The sequence below is a fragment of the Oceanobacter sp. 5_MG-2023 genome (assembly GCF_030548165.1).
Lineage (GTDB): Bacteria > Pseudomonadota > Gammaproteobacteria > Pseudomonadales > Oceanobacteraceae > Oceanobacter.
In genome coordinates this window covers 16,255-35,887 of the sequence record NZ_JAUORS010000003.1, presented here as the reverse complement: position 1 = coordinate 35,887, position 19,633 = coordinate 16,255, and the positions used below count along the sequence as shown (strand labels likewise).

19 protein-coding genes are annotated in these 19,633 nt (G+C 54.6%); 13 read left to right on the top strand and 6 right to left on the bottom strand.

The window, feature by feature from the left end:
- Position 1: 1 nt before the first annotated feature.
- Positions 2 to 160 carry a hypothetical protein gene (locus Q4551_RS03140; protein WP_303431754.1) on the bottom strand — a complete coding sequence of 53 codons (159 nt, stop codon included), beginning with the start codon at positions 158 to 160 and terminating at the stop codon, positions 2 to 4.
- Positions 161 to 312: 152 nt separating this feature from the next.
- On the opposite strand from Q4551_RS03140, the gene Q4551_RS03135 reads away from it, so the two are divergent.
- The gene (locus Q4551_RS03135; RefSeq protein ID WP_303431753.1) at positions 313 to 987 is read left to right on the top strand and encodes an arylesterase; all 675 of its coding nucleotides are present in this window, start codon (positions 313 to 315) and stop codon (positions 985 to 987) included.
- Between the two features lie 61 nt (positions 988 to 1,048).
- Positions 1,049 to 1,858: an inositol monophosphatase family protein gene (locus tag Q4551_RS03130; protein ID WP_303431752.1), complete on the top strand. Its 810-nt coding sequence runs from the start codon at positions 1,049 to 1,051 to the stop codon at positions 1,856 to 1,858.
- Positions 1,859 to 1,996: 138 nt separating this feature from the next.
- Here the strand turns inward: Q4551_RS03130 and ilvN are convergent, their stop codons facing one another.
- Both ilvN and Q4551_RS03120 read right to left on the bottom strand, forming a co-directional pair.
- Complete coding sequence (gene ilvN, locus Q4551_RS03125) at positions 1,997 to 2,488, bottom strand: acetolactate synthase small subunit (protein ID WP_303431904.1); 492 nt, start codon at positions 2,486 to 2,488, stop codon at positions 1,997 to 1,999.
- Between the two features lie 4 nt (positions 2,489 to 2,492).
- Positions 2,493 to 4,217, bottom strand: a complete 1,725-nt coding sequence (locus Q4551_RS03120; protein ID WP_303431751.1) for an acetolactate synthase 3 large subunit — start codon at positions 4,215 to 4,217, stop codon at positions 2,493 to 2,495.
- A gap of 387 nt (positions 4,218 to 4,604) precedes the next feature.
- Here Q4551_RS03120 and Q4551_RS03115 point away from each other — a divergent pair, with 387 nt between their 5' ends.
- Positions 4,605 to 5,054, top strand: coding sequence for a DUF4124 domain-containing protein (locus tag Q4551_RS03115; RefSeq protein ID WP_303431750.1), 450 nt, complete (start codon positions 4,605 to 4,607; stop codon positions 5,052 to 5,054).
- 57 nt (positions 5,055 to 5,111) lie between these two features.
- Here Q4551_RS03115 and pgeF read toward each other — a convergent pair whose 3' ends face one another.
- Positions 5,112 to 5,846, bottom strand: coding sequence for a peptidoglycan editing factor PgeF (gene pgeF, locus Q4551_RS03110; RefSeq protein WP_303431749.1), 735 nt, complete (start codon positions 5,844 to 5,846; stop codon positions 5,112 to 5,114).
- A complete protein-coding gene (gene rluD, locus Q4551_RS03105) occupies positions 5,827 to 6,792 on the bottom strand; it encodes a 23S rRNA pseudouridine(1911/1915/1917) synthase RluD (RefSeq protein ID WP_303431748.1) in 966 nt (321 codons plus the stop codon). Before rluD ends, pgeF begins: the two co-directional genes overlap by 20 nt.
- Positions 6,793 to 6,920: 128 nt before the next feature.
- On the opposite strand from rluD, the gene Q4551_RS03100 reads away from it, so the two are divergent.
- A complete protein-coding gene (locus tag Q4551_RS03100; RefSeq protein ID WP_303431747.1) occupies positions 6,921 to 7,742 on the top strand; it encodes an outer membrane protein assembly factor BamD in 822 nt (273 codons plus the stop codon).
- Between the two features lie 91 nt (positions 7,743 to 7,833).
- Here the strand turns inward: Q4551_RS03100 and Q4551_RS03095 are convergent, their stop codons facing one another.
- The gene (locus tag Q4551_RS03095; RefSeq protein ID WP_303431746.1) at positions 7,834 to 9,468 is read right to left on the bottom strand and encodes an NAD+ synthase; all 1,635 of its coding nucleotides are present in this window, start codon (positions 9,466 to 9,468) and stop codon (positions 7,834 to 7,836) included.
- Positions 9,469 to 9,582: 114 nt separating this feature from the next.
- Between Q4551_RS03095 and Q4551_RS03090 the strand changes: the two genes are divergently transcribed.
- From Q4551_RS03090 to Q4551_RS03050, 9 genes are all read left to right on the top strand, one after another.
- Complete coding sequence (locus tag Q4551_RS03090; RefSeq protein WP_303431745.1) at positions 9,583 to 11,121, top strand: PAS domain-containing sensor histidine kinase; 1,539 nt, start codon at positions 9,583 to 9,585, stop codon at positions 11,119 to 11,121.
- Positions 11,118 to 12,482: a sigma-54 dependent transcriptional regulator gene (locus tag Q4551_RS03085; protein WP_303431744.1), complete on the top strand. Its 1,365-nt coding sequence runs from the start codon at positions 11,118 to 11,120 to the stop codon at positions 12,480 to 12,482. The genes Q4551_RS03090 and Q4551_RS03085 overlap by 4 nt, the downstream gene beginning before the upstream one ends.
- A gap of 127 nt (positions 12,483 to 12,609) precedes the next feature.
- Positions 12,610 to 13,164 carry a GspH/FimT family pseudopilin gene (locus tag Q4551_RS03080; protein WP_303431743.1) on the top strand — a complete coding sequence of 185 codons (555 nt, stop codon included), beginning with the start codon at positions 12,610 to 12,612 and terminating at the stop codon, positions 13,162 to 13,164.
- 131 nt (positions 13,165 to 13,295) lie between these two features.
- Positions 13,296 to 13,886 (top strand): hypothetical protein, encoded by a 591-nt coding sequence (locus Q4551_RS03075; RefSeq protein WP_303431742.1) that lies wholly within the window; start codon positions 13,296 to 13,298, stop codon positions 13,884 to 13,886.
- A 20-nt stretch (positions 13,887 to 13,906) separates the two neighbouring features.
- Positions 13,907 to 14,257, top strand: coding sequence for a hypothetical protein (locus Q4551_RS03070; RefSeq protein WP_303431741.1), 351 nt, complete (start codon positions 13,907 to 13,909; stop codon positions 14,255 to 14,257).
- Positions 14,258 to 14,268: 11 nt separating this feature from the next.
- Positions 14,269 to 17,670 carry a PilC/PilY family type IV pilus protein gene (locus tag Q4551_RS03065; RefSeq protein ID WP_303431740.1) on the top strand — a complete coding sequence of 1,134 codons (3,402 nt, stop codon included), beginning with the start codon at positions 14,269 to 14,271 and terminating at the stop codon, positions 17,668 to 17,670.
- Positions 17,667 to 18,164 carry a GspH/FimT family pseudopilin gene (locus tag Q4551_RS03060; RefSeq protein WP_303431739.1) on the top strand — a complete coding sequence of 166 codons (498 nt, stop codon included), beginning with the start codon at positions 17,667 to 17,669 and terminating at the stop codon, positions 18,162 to 18,164. The genes Q4551_RS03065 and Q4551_RS03060 overlap by 4 nt, the downstream gene beginning before the upstream one ends.
- Positions 18,158 to 18,769: a prepilin-type N-terminal cleavage/methylation domain-containing protein gene (locus Q4551_RS03055; protein WP_303431738.1), complete on the top strand. Its 612-nt coding sequence runs from the start codon at positions 18,158 to 18,160 to the stop codon at positions 18,767 to 18,769. The genes Q4551_RS03060 and Q4551_RS03055 overlap by 7 nt, the downstream gene beginning before the upstream one ends.
- Entirely contained in the window at positions 18,766 to 19,605 is an 840-nt protein-coding gene (locus Q4551_RS03050; RefSeq protein ID WP_303431737.1) for a PilW family protein, read from the top strand. The genes Q4551_RS03055 and Q4551_RS03050 overlap by 4 nt, the downstream gene beginning before the upstream one ends.
- The last annotated feature ends 28 nt before the right edge of the window (positions 19,606 to 19,633 follow it).

Below are 19,633 nucleotides of genomic sequence, written 5' to 3'. Positions count from 1 at the left end.
ACTAATAATTTACCGGACAACCATGTTGGAAAATACCGCGGTGTCCGAGCAGTGACAGCTCGCCAACAGAGGGGAAACCCAACCCGGCCATAATCCCTAACAGCGTCGGCTTGTCACTGCCCGAGGTGCCCACCATCGCCAGACTGGTACCGACTTCCACTTTTCCTCTTGCAGAGAAACCGACCCCTTTAACAGGGTCAGCGGTTGTCCTCTTGCTTGCACTGTTTTGCCAACACAGGTTAACTCAGAGCTGGACTGTGGCTACCACCAGCCACAAAGGACGATGTCGATTTTTCAAGGGGACTAAGCGATATGTCACTGTTATCACGCATGGCTGGTATCAAAATCCTGTTAGTGGGGCTGGTCGTCTTGACCGGCCTGCCGTCATGGGCTGAGCCAATAGACACCGGTCACAGCAAGAATCCGGTCGTCCTGGTCATTGGAGATAGTATTAGTGCCGGATTTGGCGTGCCGGTTCAACAGGGATGGGTCACTCTGTTCCAACAACAGTTGCAGCAACGTGTTCCACACGTCACGGTAGTTAATGCCAGTATCAGTGGCGACACCACCCAGGGCGGTGTGGCGCGTTTGCCTGCGCTGATACAAAGCCATCAGCCAGACCTGCTGATTATCGAACTTGGTGGCAACGATGGCCTGCGCGGTACGTCACTCAGTGTCATTCGCAGCAATCTGGAACGGATGATCACCATGGCAGAGCATGAGGGTATTATGGTGATGTTACTGGGTATGCAGATACCCCCCAATTACGGCAGCCGTTATACCGAAGGCTTTGCCAATATTTACAGCGAACTCGCCAATCAGCAAGAAACCCTGTTACTCCCCTTTTTGCTGGAAGGCATCGCCACGCAGCCAGAGTTGATGCAGGCTGACGGCATTCATCCTGCCACCGCAGCCCAGCCAATGATGAGCACGGCCGTGATCGATGCCCTCGATATCTGGATACAGTTTGTTAACAACGAACTGTAACCAGGGTTGCATTTAATCGCTGAACGATTCAGCCCTTACTCGCCGACAGGAATCATGCACCATGAATTATCAACCCATGCTCGATCTGGCACTGTCACTGGCGCAACAGGCCGGTGATACCATTGCCCAACTGCGTAATGACCTGCAGATCAATTTCAAATACGACGGTGCTGAATTGGTTACCCAGGCCGACGTCGCCGCTGACCAGTTGATCAGTAACGGCATTCTGGCTGCCTTTCCGGATCATCATTTGTTATCGGAAGAACTGGGGCCGGAAAACAGCACCGAGTGCGAGCATCTCTGGATCATTGATCCGATCGATGGCACCGTCAATTACGCCCATGGCCAGCACCAGGTGGCTGTCTCGATTGCTTATTACCACCAAGGCAAGGCCCGGGCTGCGGTAGTGCATAGCCCGTTTCAGGGAGAAACGTTCCATGCTCTCGAAGGCCAGGGTGCTTGTATGAATAACCAGCCGATTCACTGCTCCGGCAAAACCGAGTTAAACCGCGCCCTGATTGGTACCGGCTTTCCTTATCAGAAAGATGATCTTGATTACCTGATCGGTCGTTTTGGACAAGTGCTCAAGCACTGTGCCGATCTGCGCCGGGTCGGTGCCGCCGCCCTCGATATGTGCTGGGTCGCCTGTGGCCGCCTCGATGGTTACTACGAAAACGTTAAAATCTGGGACTGCGCCGCAGCACAATTGATTGCCCGCGAAGCCGGTGCCCGACTCGGGCATATTCATCCCCTGCCAGACAGCACCAATCCACAGTTGGTCAGCAGTAATATCATGCTTGTGACCCCTGCGCTGTTTGAGCCATTACAAGCGCTGCTACGCCAGTCGGATGCCAGCTTCGGTCGCGACTAGACCACAGCCACCGTCCAGACAGCACTGACCGGCTTGCCGAGCCACTATCCGTCGGTCATTAAAAAACCCGTTGCCAAAAAATATCGGCAACGGGTTTTTTGTATCGATCACCTCCTCTCGGGAAGGTGGCCGGGATCATTACAGGCTCAGGACTTTCTCGCCACGAGAAATACCGGATACCCCTGTCCGCACGGTTTCCAGAACCGCAGCAGACCCAATCGCATCGATAAAGGCTTCCAGTTTGTCAGTCGCCCCTGTCAGCTGAATGGTGTACACACACGGAGATACATCCACGATCTGGCCACGGAAGATATCCGCCGTCCGCTTGATTTCTGCACGCTGGGCTCCTACCGCTTTCACCTTGATCAGCATCAGCTCACGTTCGATATGCTGACCTTCAGACAGGTCCACCAGCTTGACCACTTCAATCAGCTTGTTGAGCTGCTTGGTGATCTGTTCGATCTTGCGATCATCACAGTGTGTGGTCATGGTCAGACGCGACAGCGTCGGATCTTCCGTCGGTGCAACCGTCAGGGTTTCAATGTTGTAGCCACGCTGGGCGAACAGTCCGACCACCCGTGACAAGGCACCTGGTTCGTTTTCCAGCAGGATAGAAATTATATGTCGCATCATCTCAGGTACGCTCCGTCTTGCTCAGCCACATGTCGCGCATGGAACCCAAAGGCACCTGCATTGGATAAACGTGTTCTTCCGGATCAACAGCGACGTCAAGGAAGACCAGACGATCCTTGTACTTGTTCAGAGCATCGTCCAGCGCTTGCGGCAACTCGTCACGGCTTTTCACCTGAATACCGACATGGCCATAGGCTGCTGCCAGCTTGACAAAGTCCGGCAGCGATTTCATGTAGGAATTGGAGTGACGCCCTTCGTAGTTCATATCCTGCCACTGACGCACCATACCCAGAGAACCATTGTTCAGGCAGATGATCTTGACCGGAATACCGTACTGCAGGCAGGTCGACATTTCCTGAATGTTCATCTGGATCGAACCTTCACCGGTAACACATACCACTTCGTGATCCGGGAAGTTCATTTTCACGCCCATCGCAGCCGGAAAACCAAAGCCCATGGTGCCCAGACCGCCAGAGTTGATCCAGCGATTCGGCTTGTCGAACTTGTAGTACTGGGCAGCAAACATCTGGTGCTGACCAACATCAGAGGTAACGTAGGCATCGCCCTTGGTCGCAGTCCACAGCGCTTCGATCACTTCCTGGGGTTTCATCAGGCCGTTGTCGTTTTTCTCGTAACGCATGCCATGACGTGGACGCCAGTCGTTGATCTGTTTCCACCAGGAGGCAAGCGCATCGGCGTCGGGAGTTTCTCCGGCTTCGTCCAGCAACGCGGTCATTTCGTCCAGCACGGTACCCACTGGCCCAACGATCGGTACATCGGCAGTGATCGTTTTGGAAATCGACGATGGGTCGATATCGATATGAATGATCTTCGCATCCGGGCAAAACTTGTTGGTCGCATTGGTGACACGGTCGTCAAAGCGCGCACCAACCGCCAGAATAACATCCGCATGGTGCATCACCACGTTGGCTTCGTAGGTGCCGTGCATACCCAGCATGCCGAGGAAACGCTCACCGGTACCGGGATAACCACCCAGCCCCATCAGGGTACTGGTGCATGGGAAATCCAGACGGTCGACCAAGGCCCGCAGTTTGTCGGAGCTGCCATCGATAATGACGCCGCCGCCGCTGTATACCACCGGACGCTTGGCCGCCAGCAGCAACTCAACAGCCTTTTTGATCTGGCCGGAGTGACCACGCTGAGGGGGCGTGTAGGAGCGCAACTTGACCTTTTTCGGATAAACGTATTCGTAACGTTCATTCGGCATGGTCATGTCTTTTGGAATATCAATCAGTACAGGCCCTGGGCGGCCGGTATTGGCAATATAAAACGCCTTGGCGATCAGCTCCGGAATTTCTTCTGGCCGACGAACGCTGAAGCTGTGCTTCACTACCGGGCGTGAAACACCCAGCATGTCGGTTTCCTGAAAGGCATCGTCGCCCACCAAATGACTCATCACCTGACCAGAAATGACGACCATTGGAATGGAGTCGGTAAACGCTGTCGCGATACCGGTAATCGTGTTTGTAGCACCAGGGCCAGAGGTCACCATGACCACACCGGCCTTGCCGGTTGCACGTGCATAACCATCTGCCATATGGGCCGCCGCTTGCTCGTGGCGGACCAGGACATGTTTCACGGCACTTTGTTTGTAGACTGCGTCGTAAATGTGCAGCAGTGAGCCGCCCGGATAACCGTAAATGTATTCAACGCCTGCTTCGTGCAGGGCACGAACCAACATCTCTCCGCCGGAAAGTAATTCCACCGTACTATCCTCTTGCACAGGCTCTTGTCAGAGCATGAGTGATATAAAAATTGCAGGATCAACATCATCACACCCTGAAGGTGGATTGATCCCGGTGAGGATGAATAACTTGTAGTTGCTCATCAAGGTCCCGCAATCTGGTCATAAACGGCGGGTTGGAACCGAATCGGAGGATAACTCTGATCCAGAGGCCATGACTGCCAGAGTCCAGTACAGGGGTGTTGACTGTTCAATCCGGCAAAAGCGCTGCAATTTTAGCAGCATAGCGCCGTTTGTCCAGAGAACACGCGGGTCGCAGCATTCCGGAATTGCGGCTGTTTCCTTGACTTATTCCCCCGTTGCCATAGTGTTCGCTGCATCCCGGTTCTGTTGATTTATCAGGTTTTTATGAAATATCTATTTTCAACATCAGCGCTACTGCTAACCATATTGTTATCCAGCCCGTTACAAGCGCAGGTCTATCGCTGGACGGACGCCAATGGCCAGGTACACTTCGGCTCTCAACCGCCGCGGGACCAGCAGGTCAAGGCCGAAGCCTATGAGGTCCAGGTGTCACGCCCTGAAGCCGGTCAGGTTGCCGATGCCGCAGCACCAGCCAATGGCAAGCCGGAAAACGAAGCGCAACAACCAGACCCCGACGCAGGCAAGCCCAAAGTATCCAAAGAAGAGGCTGACAGCCGCTGCCAGCAGGGCCAGCAATACATGAACCAGCTCAGCAGCAATTACAGCCGTCGTTTCAAGGATGCCGAAACCGGTGAATTCCGCCCGTTAAGTGATGCCGAACGGCAACGGGAACAGGATAAGGCCCGTAAAATCATGGCGGATTATTGCCAGTAACGGAAAACACCGTCCGCGCTGGGCACTGCTCACAGATCCCGGAAACACGACAGCGCTTTATTCGCGCCAGATCAGACTGGCCTGGCGTCCGGTCTGGCCATCCCGGCGATAGGAATAGAAACGCTGCGGCTCACTGAAAGTACACCAGTCGCCTCCCAATACCCGCTCAACTCCGGCCTGCTGCAAACGCCAGCGGGCCAGGCCATACAGATCAGCGAAATAACGATCCCCCGCACCGGCTACAAAACAATCTGCCGGCGCATCCGCAAAGCAAGCCTTTACCTCTGGCCCCACTTCAAACGCCGTCGGCCCAATGGCCGGCCCCAGCATGGCGATCACCGGTCGACGGAAACAAGCCAGGGTCTGCTCCAGCACACCTCCCGCCAGACCACGCCAACCGGCATGGGCGGCGGCAACCTGCAAACCATCGTCGCTGACCAGCAACAGCGGCAAACAATCTGCCGTCATGACCGCACAGGCCATACCGGCTTCTGCACTCCAGCTGGCGTCGGCGCGCAGCAGCACATCGCTGCCACAGGCCTGTACGCAACGATTGCCATGCACCTGATCCAGCCACTGAATCGACTGCAGGCCCGGTAGTTGCCGGATCAGCGACAAGCGGTGCCGCAGTACCTGCTGTCGGTCATCACCTACGTGCAGCCCGAGGTTGGCCCCCTGCCACGGCGATGCAGACCCGTCACCGCACAACAGACGCCGGGTACTGAAAGCGATCTGTACCCCGTCAGGTAAAGACCAGTCCGGACGGATCAGCTCAACGGTTGTGCGCGTCACGCCGGTCTTCCTCCAGCATTTCCAGCAGTTCGATGATGTCATCGGGCAGATCAACTTCCCATTCCATCCATTCCTGTTCTACCGGATGCAATAGCCCCAGCGCCTTGGCATGTAACGCCTGACGGGGAAAACTCTGCAACAGGCTGCGCAGGGAAGAACCAATACCCTTGGTCAGACGCGTACGGGCAGCGTAGGTGGCATCACCAACCAGCGGATGACCGATATGCGTCATATGCACCCGGATCTGGTGTGTCCGGCCGGTTTCCAGCTTGCAGCGAATATGGGTGTGGGTCGGAAATTTATGCAGCACCCGGTAATGGGTTACCGCGTCTTTGCCAACCGGATTGACGGCCATACGGGTACGCTGGGTACCGTGTCGGCCAATCGGCTCGTCCACCTTGCCGCCACCGGTCATATACCCTTGTACAACCGCTTCGTACTCCCGTCCCATGGTGCGGTCTTGCAGCTGCGCCACCAGGTGAGCCTGGGCTTGCAGGGTCTTGGCCACCACCATCAATCCGGTGGTGTCCTTGTCGAGCCGATGCACAATCCCTGCCCGTGGAATATTGGCCAGTTCCGGGCAATGGTGCAGCAGGCCATTCAGCAAGGTGCCTTCGCGATTGCCGGCGGCAGGGTGCACTACCAGATCGGCTTGTTTGTTGAGCACCAGAATATGATCGTCTTCGTAGACGATATCGAGATCCATCGCCTCCGGCAGCCAATCACCTTCCGGTGACAATTCAGCTTCCAGCGCGAGGGTTTCGCCGCCAGTGAGTTTGTCCCGGCCACGCCAGAGCTTGCCATCAACGGTCAGCTGGCCGTCCTTGATCCATTGCTGCAGTCGTGAACGGGAATAATCAGGGAACAGTTGTGCCGCTACCTGGTCTAGTCGTTTGTTGCCCTGGTCGAAGGGTACCTGGGTACTGATAGAAATCTGATTGGTCATAGTTTGCCAAATCGGAGAGGGTCGATACGGTACCAGACCTCTGCGCCGCCAATTGGTTGGGGCTGTGTCGGGACTGTGTTTTAATACCGCGCTTTACTGAAGTATATCCACAATTAGGAATGCGCTCCATGACGTGCCGCTGGCTGTTGATTTTATTATCTGTCCTGATGGTCGCCTGCTCCGGAAATCCGGACAAACCCAGAGAACAGACCGAGCAACAATTGTATCAGGAAGCCCGAGCCGCACTGGACAAGGACAGCAATGTGCTTGCCATTGAAAAACTCAAGGCCCTCGAATCCCAATACCCTTTTGGTGAGTATGCCGAACAGGCCCAGCTGGAGCTGATTTACGTTTATTTCAAAACCAGTGATCTGGAATCTGCCCTCGAAATGGCAGAGCGGTTTATTCGCTTGCATCCGCTGCACCCCCAGATCGACTATGCCTATTACATTCGCGCACTGACAACCTATGAAATGGGCTTCACCATGGTCGAGCGACGCTTGTCCAACGATGTCGCCCAACGGGACCCGACGCCACTGCGCGATGCGTTCCAGTATTTTTCTGAATTATTAACCCGCTTTCCGGACAGCCCTTACACCGCAGATGCCCGGGCGCGCATGGTCTATCTGCGTGAACGACTGGCCAGCCACGATATTGGTGTTGCACGCTATTACATGAAACGCCACGCCTTTATCGCCGCAGCCAACCGGGCCAATAAAGTGGTCTCAGACTACCCTGGCACCACAGCGGTTGCCGATGGTCTGGTTATTATGACGGAAGCTTACCGGGAGCTGTCGATGGACAAGGAAGCCGATCGCTCACTGGCCTTGCTGAAGTACAATTTTCCTGACCATTCACAACTGCAGGATGGTGAATTTATAACCAGCGGTCTGGCTGAGACGGATCGTCGCAGCTGGCTGGAAATCATTACCTTTGGTCTGAGCAAGTAAATCCGCCAACCTGAACAGGCAGCGATCACATGAGCAGCCAGTCTGCTCATGTTCCCATCCTGCCATAGCGACGACCATGGCAGGACGCCAATCAGATACCGGCGCGCCAGCCACTGGTGATCGGGTAACGGCGGTCACGACCGAAGCCTCGCGGAGTAACCCGTACTCCGACCGGAGCCTGGCGACGCTTGTATTCGTTAACGTCCACCAGCCGCAGTACCCGCATCACATCCTCACGATCAAAGCCACTGGCAATAATGGCTTCGGCGCTCATGTCCTGTTCGATGTACTGTTCCAGAATGGTATCCAGCACCGGATAAGGTGGCAGACTGTCTTCGTCTTTCTGATCCGGGGCCAATTCTGCAGACGGTGGACGGTCGATCACCCGTTGTGGGATCACTTCGCCATCGCCGATGGTATTGCGGTAGTGTGCCAGCGCAAACACCCGTGTTTTATAAACATCCTTCAAGGCCCCGTAACCACCTGCCATATCGCCATACAGGGTGGCGTATCCGACGGCCATTTCACTCTTGTTTCCGGTAGTCAGCACCATGTATCCGGTTTTGTTTGACAGCGCCATCAGCAGGACACCGCGGCAACGGGCTTGCAGGTTTTCTTCCGTCGTATCAACAGGCAAGCCGGCAAAGTCCGGTGCCAGGGTGTTCATAAACTGTTCGTAGATAGGGGCAATCGATAACGACTGATAACGGACCCCCATTACCTCTGCCTGCCGGGCTGCGTCTTCCTTGCTCATGCCCGAGGTATAGGTAAAGGGCATCATGACGGCCTGCACCCGGTCAGCACCCAGGGCATCTACCGCAATCGCCAGCGTCAGGGCTGAGTCAATACCGCCCGACAATCCCAGAATCACGCCCTTGAAGTGGTTTTTATTGACGTAGTCACGCACCCCCAGCACCAGTGCGTCGTAGAGACTGGCCAGTTCATGATGATGGGCTTCCGGCAGCGGTGCGCTATCCATTCCCTGCAAGGTACCATCAACAAAGCGGATATCCGCCATGGCTTCCTGGTACGCCGGTAACTGAGCCACATTGCGCCCTTCTGCGTCCATCGCAAACGAGGCACCATCAAACACCAGCTCATCTTGTCCACCGACCTGATTGACGTACACAATTGGCACCCCCAGACGGCTGATATGCTCGCGCAGGATGCCCTGGCGTTCGTGGTGTTTGCCAATATGGAACGGCGAAGCGTTCAGGTTAAGAATCAGTTCGGCACCTGCAGCCACACTTTGCTCGGCTGGCCCGGTAAACCAGATGTCTTCACAAATCGTTAATCCCAGTGCAACACCGGCAATGGTCACCACCAACGGCTGATCACCAACACTGAAGTAGCGTTTTTCGTCAAACACCTGATAGTTTGGCAAACATTGTTTGGCGTAACGCCCCAGCGATATCCCCTGATGCCACACACCGGCGCAATTATAGAGTTGCCCATCTTGCCGCCATGGAAAACCCGCTACTATGGCGATGTCCTGGCTGGCGTCGGCCAGGCGTTGTATGGCGGCTTCGACACGTGGCTGCAAACTGGGTCGCAGCAACAGATCTTCTGGCGGGTAACCGGTCAGCGCCAGCTCAGAAAACAGGATAAGATCAGCGCCGCGCTGACGGGCGGCGTCCACTTGGCTGAGCATCTGATCGCAGTTGCCGGTAATATCGCCAACCAGAAAGTTGCATTGCGCCATGGCGATGTGGAGTGACTCTGTCATGCTGTCGCGTTACCTTATGCTGTTTTTCCGCGGTATTGTCTGGAAATTCTGCAAGTTAGGCAAACACATTAACGCCCGACCTTATGAACACCAGCAGGCAACAGGACAGTTAACATGCCATCCAACGTGAGTGATCTGGTCGTCAACGGCAAACGACTGCTGCAAATATACAGCTACTATTCATTATTGCTGGCCTTGTTGATTATGGCGGCTCATACCGTCGATGACGCTACCCTGATTGGCCATGATGCCCCTTATATCAGCCTGGTAGCGACGGTACTGTATGTTGTAATCGCCGCCAGTTTTGTTGCCATTGCCAGCCTGGGGCCCCATGTTCAACTGGCAACCAGCTATTTTTTCCTCGAAACCGCTCTGCTATCGATACTGATGTTTGCCTCCGGCGGGCTCGATACCGGGTTTTCCAGTCTGATCCTGCTTTGTGTGGTGATCGCCAACTTGCTAGCCCCGGGAGTCCTCGGCTTTGCGGTCGCCGCCTGGACCACGCTGGCCATTATGGTGATTCAGCATTTCTGGCCGGAACGTTATCAAACGGGTGAGTTGGTCAATTCTGGCATTTACGGCTTTTTGTGCTTTTTGTTGGCGGCCCTGACCCAGGCACTGTCCCGGCGACTGAACAGTGCCCTGGAACTGGCCAGTGACCAATCGGTACGGTTGCGCCGCCTGCAGAATATCAGCTGGCAGGCATTGGCTGACTTGCCCAACGGTATCATTGCCTGTGATCGCGACAACCAAATCCTGTTTTTTAACCAACAAGCACAACGCTGGCTTAATATCAGCGATGACGAAGAGTTGCCGGCACCATTGCTAACCGTGCTGGATGACCCCGGCCGCAAACACGCACTGACACTGCGGGGGGAGTCCCTGCAGGTCAGTAAAATGCTGTTGCCAGATTCCTTGCCTGGCGACTACTTGCTGTTTATCGAAGACCAGTCCCGTATCGCAGCAACAGCACAACAATTGAAACTGGCTTCTCTCGGGCGCCTGACCGCCAGTATTGCCCACGAAATACGCAATCCGCTCAGCGCGTTACGTCAGGCCAGCCAACTGTTGGCGGAAACCCCTTACCTGAAAGAAGAAGAGCTGTATCTCAGCCAGGTTATTGAACAGCATTGTATGCGAATCAATCGTACCGTCGAAGATATCTTGCAGCTCAGTCGCAAACGCCAGCCCTCGATTGAGGTCTTGCGCCTGAAACCCTGGCTGGAGCACTTTCGTGAGCAGTTTATCGGGATGCACAGGGAGCAGCCGTTCCAGCTGTTTATCCATTGCCACGATCAGCAGCAAATCGCCTTTGACCCGGATCATCTGCAGCAGATTCTGCATAACCTCTGCGCCAACGGTTTGCGTTATGCCCTCAAACAGCAGCCCAATGATGCCCGCCTGATGCTTTCGGCCAAACCCCAGAGTCACAACCGTATGTCACTGGATGTGATGGACAACGGCACGGGTATCGCCGACGACAAAATCGAACAACTGTTCGAGCCTTTTTTTACCACCGAGCATAACGGCACCGGCCTGGGGCTTTATCTCTGTCGTGAGTTGTGCGAAGCCAATCAGGCCAACATCCAGTATCATCGTATCCGGGCGGGTTCCTGTTTCCGCCTGACATTGAGAACGGACTTAACCCTATGAAAAAATACTCCGCCCTGATCATCGACGATGAACCGGATATCCGCCAACTGATCGCCCTGACCCTCAGTCGTATGGACATGGAGTGTTACCAGGCTGCCAACGTCAGTGAAGCACTGTCATTACTCAGCGAACGCCCATACCATTTCTGCGTCACCGACATGAAACTGCCGGATGGCAACGGCCTCGAGATCATCCAGCTCTGTCACGCCCGTTATAGCGATATGCCAGTCGCCATGATTACCGCGTACGGCAGCATGGACATGGCAGTTGAAGCCCTGAAAGCCGGCGCCTTTGATGTCGTCGCCAAGCCCCTCGATATTACTCGCCTGCGTGAACTGGTTGCCGCCGCCCTGCAACTGACCCGGGTGCCAGTGCATCTGGAGTCGCTGCCATCCAGTGATGCGTTGCTGGGACGCTCCACGGCGATGATGGCACTCAAGGAAAAAATCCAGAAAGTCGCCCGCACCCAGGCACCGGTTTTTATCCATGGCGAATCCGGTACCGGCAAGGAGCTGGTCGCTCGACTGATTCACCATCAAAGCTCCCGCGCCGATAGCCCGTTTATTCCGGTTAACTGCGGTGCGATCCCGAAAGACCTGATGGAAAGTGAATTTTTTGGTCACAAACGCGGGGCATTTACCGGCGCCAGTGCTGACAAGGACGGTTTTTTCAAAGCCGCGGAAGGTGGCACCCTGTTTCTCGATGAAGTGGCCGAATTGCCCATTGAAATGCAAGCCAAGCTGTTACGGGTAATCCAGGAAAAAGCCACCCGTGCCGTTGGCAGTGAGCACGAGATCCCTATCGATGTACGGATTCTCAGTGCCAGCCATAAAGACCTCGCCCAATTGGTCGAGCAGGAGCGTTTCCGCCAGGATTTGTTTTTCCGCCTCGATGTGATCCAGATTGCCGTGCCACGCTTGTCAGAACGACAGGAAGACATCCCCACCCTCGTTGGCCACTTTATTCGCAAATACAGCAGCGAATGGGGTATGCCGGAAGCCAGCATCGATCAGAAGGCCATGACAGCCCTGATCCAGTACCACTACCCCGGCAATGTCCGAGAGCTGGAGAATATTCTCCAACGCGCCGTTACCATGGCGGAAGGAGATGAAATCAGCCAGGCTGACCTGAACCTGCCCGATCAGGTCACTACCACTCCCAGCACGCTATTGATGCCCGCCATCGACCCGGCGGCGGCGATAGAAACCAGTAATCTGGAAGCCTACCTCGAAAATATCGAACGTAATGCCATTACCCAGGCACTGGAAGCGACTCGCTGGAACAAGACAGCGGCAGCCGAGAAACTGGGTATCAGTTTTCGGGCATTACGTTACCGTTGCAAAAAGCTTGATATTGATTAAACCGTGATCAGTCGATGGCATGAGTAACAACCGGTATCACTAAGCCATCTGCCTGAGTGACAAAAGCCGGATCCTCGCTAAGATAACCAGCAAACCCATCGCAATAGCCAGTCAGGGAGGACAGGCCATGACACGGTTTGCACACGGAATGACCTTGACCGAACTGATGGTCGTGATCGCCGTCCTGGCGATCAGTAGCGTGACCATTACTCCTGCCGCGACCCATATTATCCAGCAACAACTCGCGGATCGGGATATTTCCCGGATTCATATGGCCATTGCCAGCGCCCGAACTCGCGCCATCCTGACACAGACCTCCCATACGTTATGCCCGCTCGACAGCAGCAAGCGCTGCAGTTCACTCTGGAATGGCGAATTAACCCTGTTTTCTGACCGTGAGCGTAACCGCACACTGGATGATGACGACCAGGTGTTGCAGCGTATCCCCGCCGCCGATGACACCGTGCTGCGCAGCTACAACCGTATTGCCATCGCCTTCAGCGCCACTGGATTTGCTGGCGGCTACAACGGCTCTTTCGGTTATTGCCGCACCATGCCCGACGGCCAGTACAAAAGCGCCGCTTTTATTCTCTCGCGCATCGGCCGTTTGCGACCGGGCATCGACGCCAACAACAATGATCGCGTCGAGCTGGCCAACGGCCAAGACGTATCGTGTCGCTGAAACCTCACCGACACCAGGCCAGGGCCAGATACCATTTGTCGTCTTCACTACTCCGTTAGTCCAGCATCTCTGGGCCTCACAGGGTCGCAACAGGTACTGTCCTACAATCAGTACGTCGGCGGAGATTTATCATGCACATTCACTGGACCACACAACCATCCCGGCAACGAGGGTCAACCCTTCTGGTTAGCTTGGGGGTACTCACTGCGATTACCATTGGCGCCACCGTAGCCATGCAACAATCCACCACGCAAGTACGCATGGTGACCAGTATGAATGTTGAAAAACAGACCTTTGCAGCCTCTTATAGCCACCTTAGCCGAGCCGTAAAAAACCTGGGAAACTCCGGTGGTACCCTGCTAACCGATTTGATCACCCGACAAAATGCCAATATCGAGGCACAGATTAATGACGGTGTGGAGGAAAGCGACCTGCAATACAACTCCGAATACATCAATGCCTATTCCGATTTTGGCTGGCAGACCCCGGAGGTGGATTTACTCACCGGCGTCGCCGCCACCACCGTGCTGATTACCTACCCTTCCGACCAGATTGCACAGACTGACACCAGCACACCGAATCTGAAAAATACCGAAGGCTCGTCCGGATCAGCCAGCTCTGCCTATCCATTTGTATTAACGGCTACAACGGCCAGTTCAAGCGGCAATATTTCGTCGACCCAGCAGGTTGGCATAAAAAGAATTGGTGCTTCGGCTCAGTAACGACATTCGCGAGGATTATCATGAATACCCGACTTATTAGCTTGTTCTCCCTGCTGTTATTGTTCAGCCCGATCAGCCTGGCGGTCTCTCCCAACCTGATGCGACATGCTGAATTTCATGTACCGCCGCAAGATCTGATCACCTTTTCCAGTGCCGCCATCACCGTCAAGCTGTGTGATGAATGTCAGGCTGAAAGTATTGCCCTGAAAGCCGATACCGCCTTGTTTGAATATGAACAAGCCATTGACCTCAGCCGGGCATCTGAGATTTACCTGCGCAAGAACATCCCGGTTATTTTTATCGGCATCGACCGCCAGCAAAAACTGGTGGACTACATTAACTTTGGCGGCCATGCGCCGGGCGAACACTGAGGAGCCTTCTTATGAAACTCTACTGGCTAACACTGATCGCCCTGGGGCTGTTCAGTCATCGTCCGGTCCTGGCCGACGACACCGAAATTTACGTTCAGACCACCACCACCACAGCGCCGAATGTGGTCTTTATCATGGATACCTCGGGCAGTATGGGCAGCAGCGTCTACGAAGACGGTTCTTATGCCGGCTCTCGCCTGGATGTGGTTCGGGATGCCGCGATTGAGGTGATCAACAGCACAACCGGTATCAACCTCTCCTTGTTCCGCTTCAACAGTTCCAGCTCCGAGGGTGCCTGGATGAGTAGCCCGATGTTATCGATTGATGCTGAAGGCGTCCGTAGCATGGTCGAGGATATTCTCGATTCCTACTCTCCCGGTGGTGCCACCCCGATTACAGAAAGTGTTTATGAAGCGGCGGCCTACCTCCGTGGCGATGCCATGAAATACGGCAAAACCACCACCGCCAACTCCGATTTGTGTATGGTCTGGGAAGAACAGGAAATCGCTGTTACCGGCTCTGGTTCCAGCGGTAGCTCCAGCTCATCTTCTGGCAGTGTTGATACCAGCCTCTGGTGGTTTCAAATGATGGCCGGTGATGATACCTGGGCCATCGAAGACTACTATCTGAAAAACAACAACACTGACTGGAACTCCTGGAACAAGGTCCATAAAAACTACAAGGGAACCTTACTGGATAGCTACGGCGTAACCCAGTCGGAGTACGAAGCCAGTGAACCCGCCTGGTTTATGGTAATGGATACCTGGAGATGGCCATATGTGGTTGATACAGACACCGGGGCTTATACACCATGGGACGACCTGGACAGCTGGTTTCAAAACGCTCTGATCAAAACTTACGGCATCAGTGAATCCGACTATATTTCCTATACCGCTTCCTCTTCTGAAGATGATGATGGCGATGATTCAGGGGATGACAGTGAACCTGCCACAGAAACCATTCTGGTCTGTACCGAGTACCTGAACCTGGATGATACCCACGATGGTAACGGCAATTATATCTCGCCCATCACCGAAGAATGCCAAACCAACCACGTGGTGATTTTCAGTGACGGTGCGCCTTACTACGACACCAGTATCAACTCCAAGGTGAGATCATTACTGACCGAACTGCCCAGTGCCGATTTCCCCAATGACGATGACTTCAGCTCCTCTTGCACCGGTGACGGTGGTTGCGCCGAAGAACTGGCCTATTACCTGTATAACGCCGACAACAGCGATGACTTCAGTGGCCGTCAGCCGATTTATGTGCACACGATTGGTGGTTTTGTCGCCGGCAGCACCCAGGAACGACTCGATGATATGGCCTCTTACGGTGGCGGTGTTGCCGGTAGTGGTTCCGATTCAGACTCCCTGCGCCTGGCGCTGGTCAAGGTTTTTGAAAACATCTCCAAAACCTCCGGTACCTTTGCCGCCCCTGCCGTGGCGGTCAACGCCTATAACAGCCTGGAGCATCTCGACCAGCTGTATTATTCCGTCTTCAGTCCATCCACTGCTGCAGACTGGACCGGCAATATCAAACGCTACCGGCTCGACAGCAGCGGTGACATCATGGACGTTGATGGCGATCTTGCCATCGACTCATCCACCGGCTACTTTTCTGACAATGCCCGCAGCTACTGGACCCTGGATGAAGATGCTCCGGATGGCGAAACCGTCACCAAGGGAGGGATCGCCCGTCGCCTGTCTGATCCTGGCAGCCGCCGTATCATGACCGATATCGCAGGAAGCAGCATCAGCACGACGGACAACCGTATCAGCAGCAGCAATACGTCACTACCGGACAATCTGCCGAGCGTCGTACCGGATGACGAAAAATCCGACTTTATCCTCTGGCTGGCTGGCTACGACCCCGACTCATCCAGCACTACTCCACGACGGGAAATCGAAGACGCCCTGCACAGCCGCCCGGTATTGATGTCCTACAGTTCCGGCAGCAGCAGCAAAACCGCGCTGTTTGTTGGTACCAACTCGGGCTATCTGCACGCATTTAACACCGATGAGGATAATCCTGAAGAATACTTTGCCTTTATTCCTTCGGATCTGTTTGAAAGCGCTTATGCCTATTTTGACCAAAGTCCTGATCGGACCTACGGTATGGATGGGTATATCTCCAAATATCACATCGACAGTAACAGCAACAATATCGTCGACTCTGGAGAAAAAGCATATCTGTACAGCGGCATGCGCCGTGGCGGACGAAACTATTACGCACTCGACGTCAGTGATCTTGATGCCCCAACACTGGCCTGGACCATTGAAGGCGGCAGCGGTGATTTTGCTGAGCTGGGACAAACCTGGTCCAAGATGCTGCCAATTACCGTACTGTGGAAAGGTGAGCAAACCGATGTACTGGTCTTTGCCGGTGGTTATGACGAGGCTGAAGACGACTATACCAAGCGCACCGCCCACAGCATGGGTAACGCCATTTATATGGTTGACCCGACTACTGGAGAGCTGCTCTGGAAAGCCTCGAAATCCAGCGGCAATCTGAGGCTGAGTGATATGACCAGTGGCATAGTTGGTGATCTGGTACCTGCCGATAACGATGGCGATGGCGATGTTGACACTATGTATGCCGCAGACCTCGGTGGTCGTATCTGGCGTATAGACTTCGCCCAGGAAGACAGCCTGTCCAATAATGCCTCTACTTTTGCAACCGGCGGCATGATTGCCGACCTGGGTAATGACGAGACCGAAATCAATAACGTCCGGTTTTTCGCCACACCGGATCTGACTTACTCGTCACGGGATACTTTTCTGGATAAAACCACCGGTTACAGTTACGCCGCCAGTCGCTACCAGCTGGTCATCGGCTCTGGTTACCGGGCGCACCCGTTAAACACCATCACCAAGGACCGTATCTATATCATCAACGATTTTGATGTAGATGCGGCACCGGAAACGTACACAGCGCTAACGCAGGATGATCTGGTTGATTACGACGATATCGCAACAGCCGATACCGACGATCTCAAGAACGGGGTCTACCTCGACTTGTCAGGCAGTGGCGAAAAAGTACTTTCCAATGCCATCTCATTAAATTACTACAGCTATATCAACAGTTATCAGCCAACGGATGAGGCTTATCGTTCCGGTTGTGAGCCAGATACCGGCCAGAGCACCCTGTACGTCCTGTCATTGCAGTACACCGCCGGTGAACTCTCGGTCTACAAGGATGAGATTGAATCCAACTTCCCCGGTATCCAGGACACCCCGGTTGTTGTGTACCAGGAAACTGCACAGCCCGTTGATGAAGATGATGAGGAAGAAGATCAGGACAGCACCGTCATCACTTCCAAGCCCACTATCGTCAATGGCACCACTACCGTTGATGCCCTGGGCGCATCAGACCCGGTTGAACAAACCTTCTGGAGGGAATTGGAACAATGATTCAGGCCAGACGGGTTGCAGTATCAGCAAGGGGACCAGTGGCAGGGCTTACCCTGATCGAACTGATGATCACCATCGCGGTATTCGCCATTCTGGCTGCGGTGGGCACCCCTTCCATGACTCGTTACCTGAATAACCAGACTGCCGACCGGATTGCCCGACAGCTGCATACCGACATTCAGTATGCCCGCAGCCATGCCGCCAATTACAAGCTGACAGTTAATGTTCAGCCCAAATCCGGCAGCTGGAGCAATGGCTGGGAGGTCCGCGAGGCCACATCCAATACCATCCTGCGCCAGGCCAGCCTGGATTCCAGCGACGGTACCATCACGGCATCCTCCATGGGTTCCGGGCTTTTATCCTTCAATGGCGCCGGTCGCGCAACCGCCGTCGGAGCCTTGACCATCAAGATTACCGGCTGCAGCGGAAACAGGGTATACCGCATAGAAATACTGGCGATTGGTCAGATCATTCGATCGGAGAGTGCATGTTGATCCAAAGCAAGCGGAGCATATCCGCCACAAAAGGTTTCAGCCTGATAGAAATTCTGGTGACTGTCGCCATTACCACCGTCGGGCTGGTTGGACTGGTGGCTCTGTTGCTGGAGTCTGACCGTTCAGCCCAGGATTCGACCAGTCGCTCCCTGGCGGCCTGGATGATCGATGACCTGACCAACCGTATCATGGCCAATCAGGATGCCGTTGCCAGTTATGACACTGGCGCAGCGGCAGTCAGCTGCGCCGCTCGCCCGACCATGTGTGCCTACTATCACGATGGCACTTCACGCAAGGCCAGCGCCAATTGCAGCGGCGCTCAAATGGCGGCGTTTGATTTATGGGACGTGGCCTGCCCTTCTGATGTATCGGTAACAGACTCTGATATTACCCGCGCCGGTAATGCCGACTTTCTTGCACCGCCTTCCCTCGTTGTTGATGTACAGGCCGGACTCGGCGTCGGTGCTTCGTCAACCCAGGTGCAAATCACGATAACCTGGGATGTCAGAACCTCAGGTACCCTGGATGATGGCAGCACCAACTATCTGAACGAAGGCGACATTACCAACCGTACCGACTCTCTTTCAACGGAGATCGACTTGTGAAAACGTTACCGATAAAACAGCAGGGCATGACACTGATCGAGTTAATGATCGCTGGGATTATCTCGATCATTATCGGTCTGGCTGTGATGCAATTAATGGTCGGCTCCAACCGTGCATCTAACCGTATTGATGGCATGTCACAAGTGCAAGAGAGTGCCCGCTTCACCCTCACCTGGCTATCCAAGCAGGTTCGCCACGGAGGATTCAACCCAGACCTGTTTGGTGAGGCCATTCAACCCGTTGCCGACCTTTGCAGCGATGCCACCCTGATACCTCCAGCCGCCAATGCGGACTGCAACTGGGAATCCACAGATCAGGCCGGTGACCGACTGGCCATCCGCCGCACCTTTGAAGATTCAACGGCGAATACCTGGGACCAGACAACCTGTAGCGGTGTCGACCTGGCAGGGGCGGGCGTTGCTTCGGGTTCAGTGATCGTTGATGTGTACTGGGTTGCACTGGATACCAGCGGTGGTACTGATGATGAATATGACGATGTCTTGCGCTGTGCCAGCTATCTGGAAAATGATGCCGGTTCTGACACCATTCTCGGAGACGGTGTACAGACGATTGCCTCCGGGATCGAATCCTTTCAGGTGCTGTATACCGACCCGGGCGCAAGCAACACCAATGCCAGTCGTTATGTCAGCGCCGACCTCGCCACTCTGGCCGACGTTACAGCTGTCCGTATTGCTATCCTGACCAAAGCGTTCAGCGATGCAGCCCGAGTCGATGGTACCCGCAGCTATCTGGTACTGGATGCTGATCCGATTACCCGGACAGATAATATACCGCGCCAGATTCTTGAAACGACTGTATTTTTCCCGAACCGCTAACCTTCACCATGAAGGCTATTTCCCGATC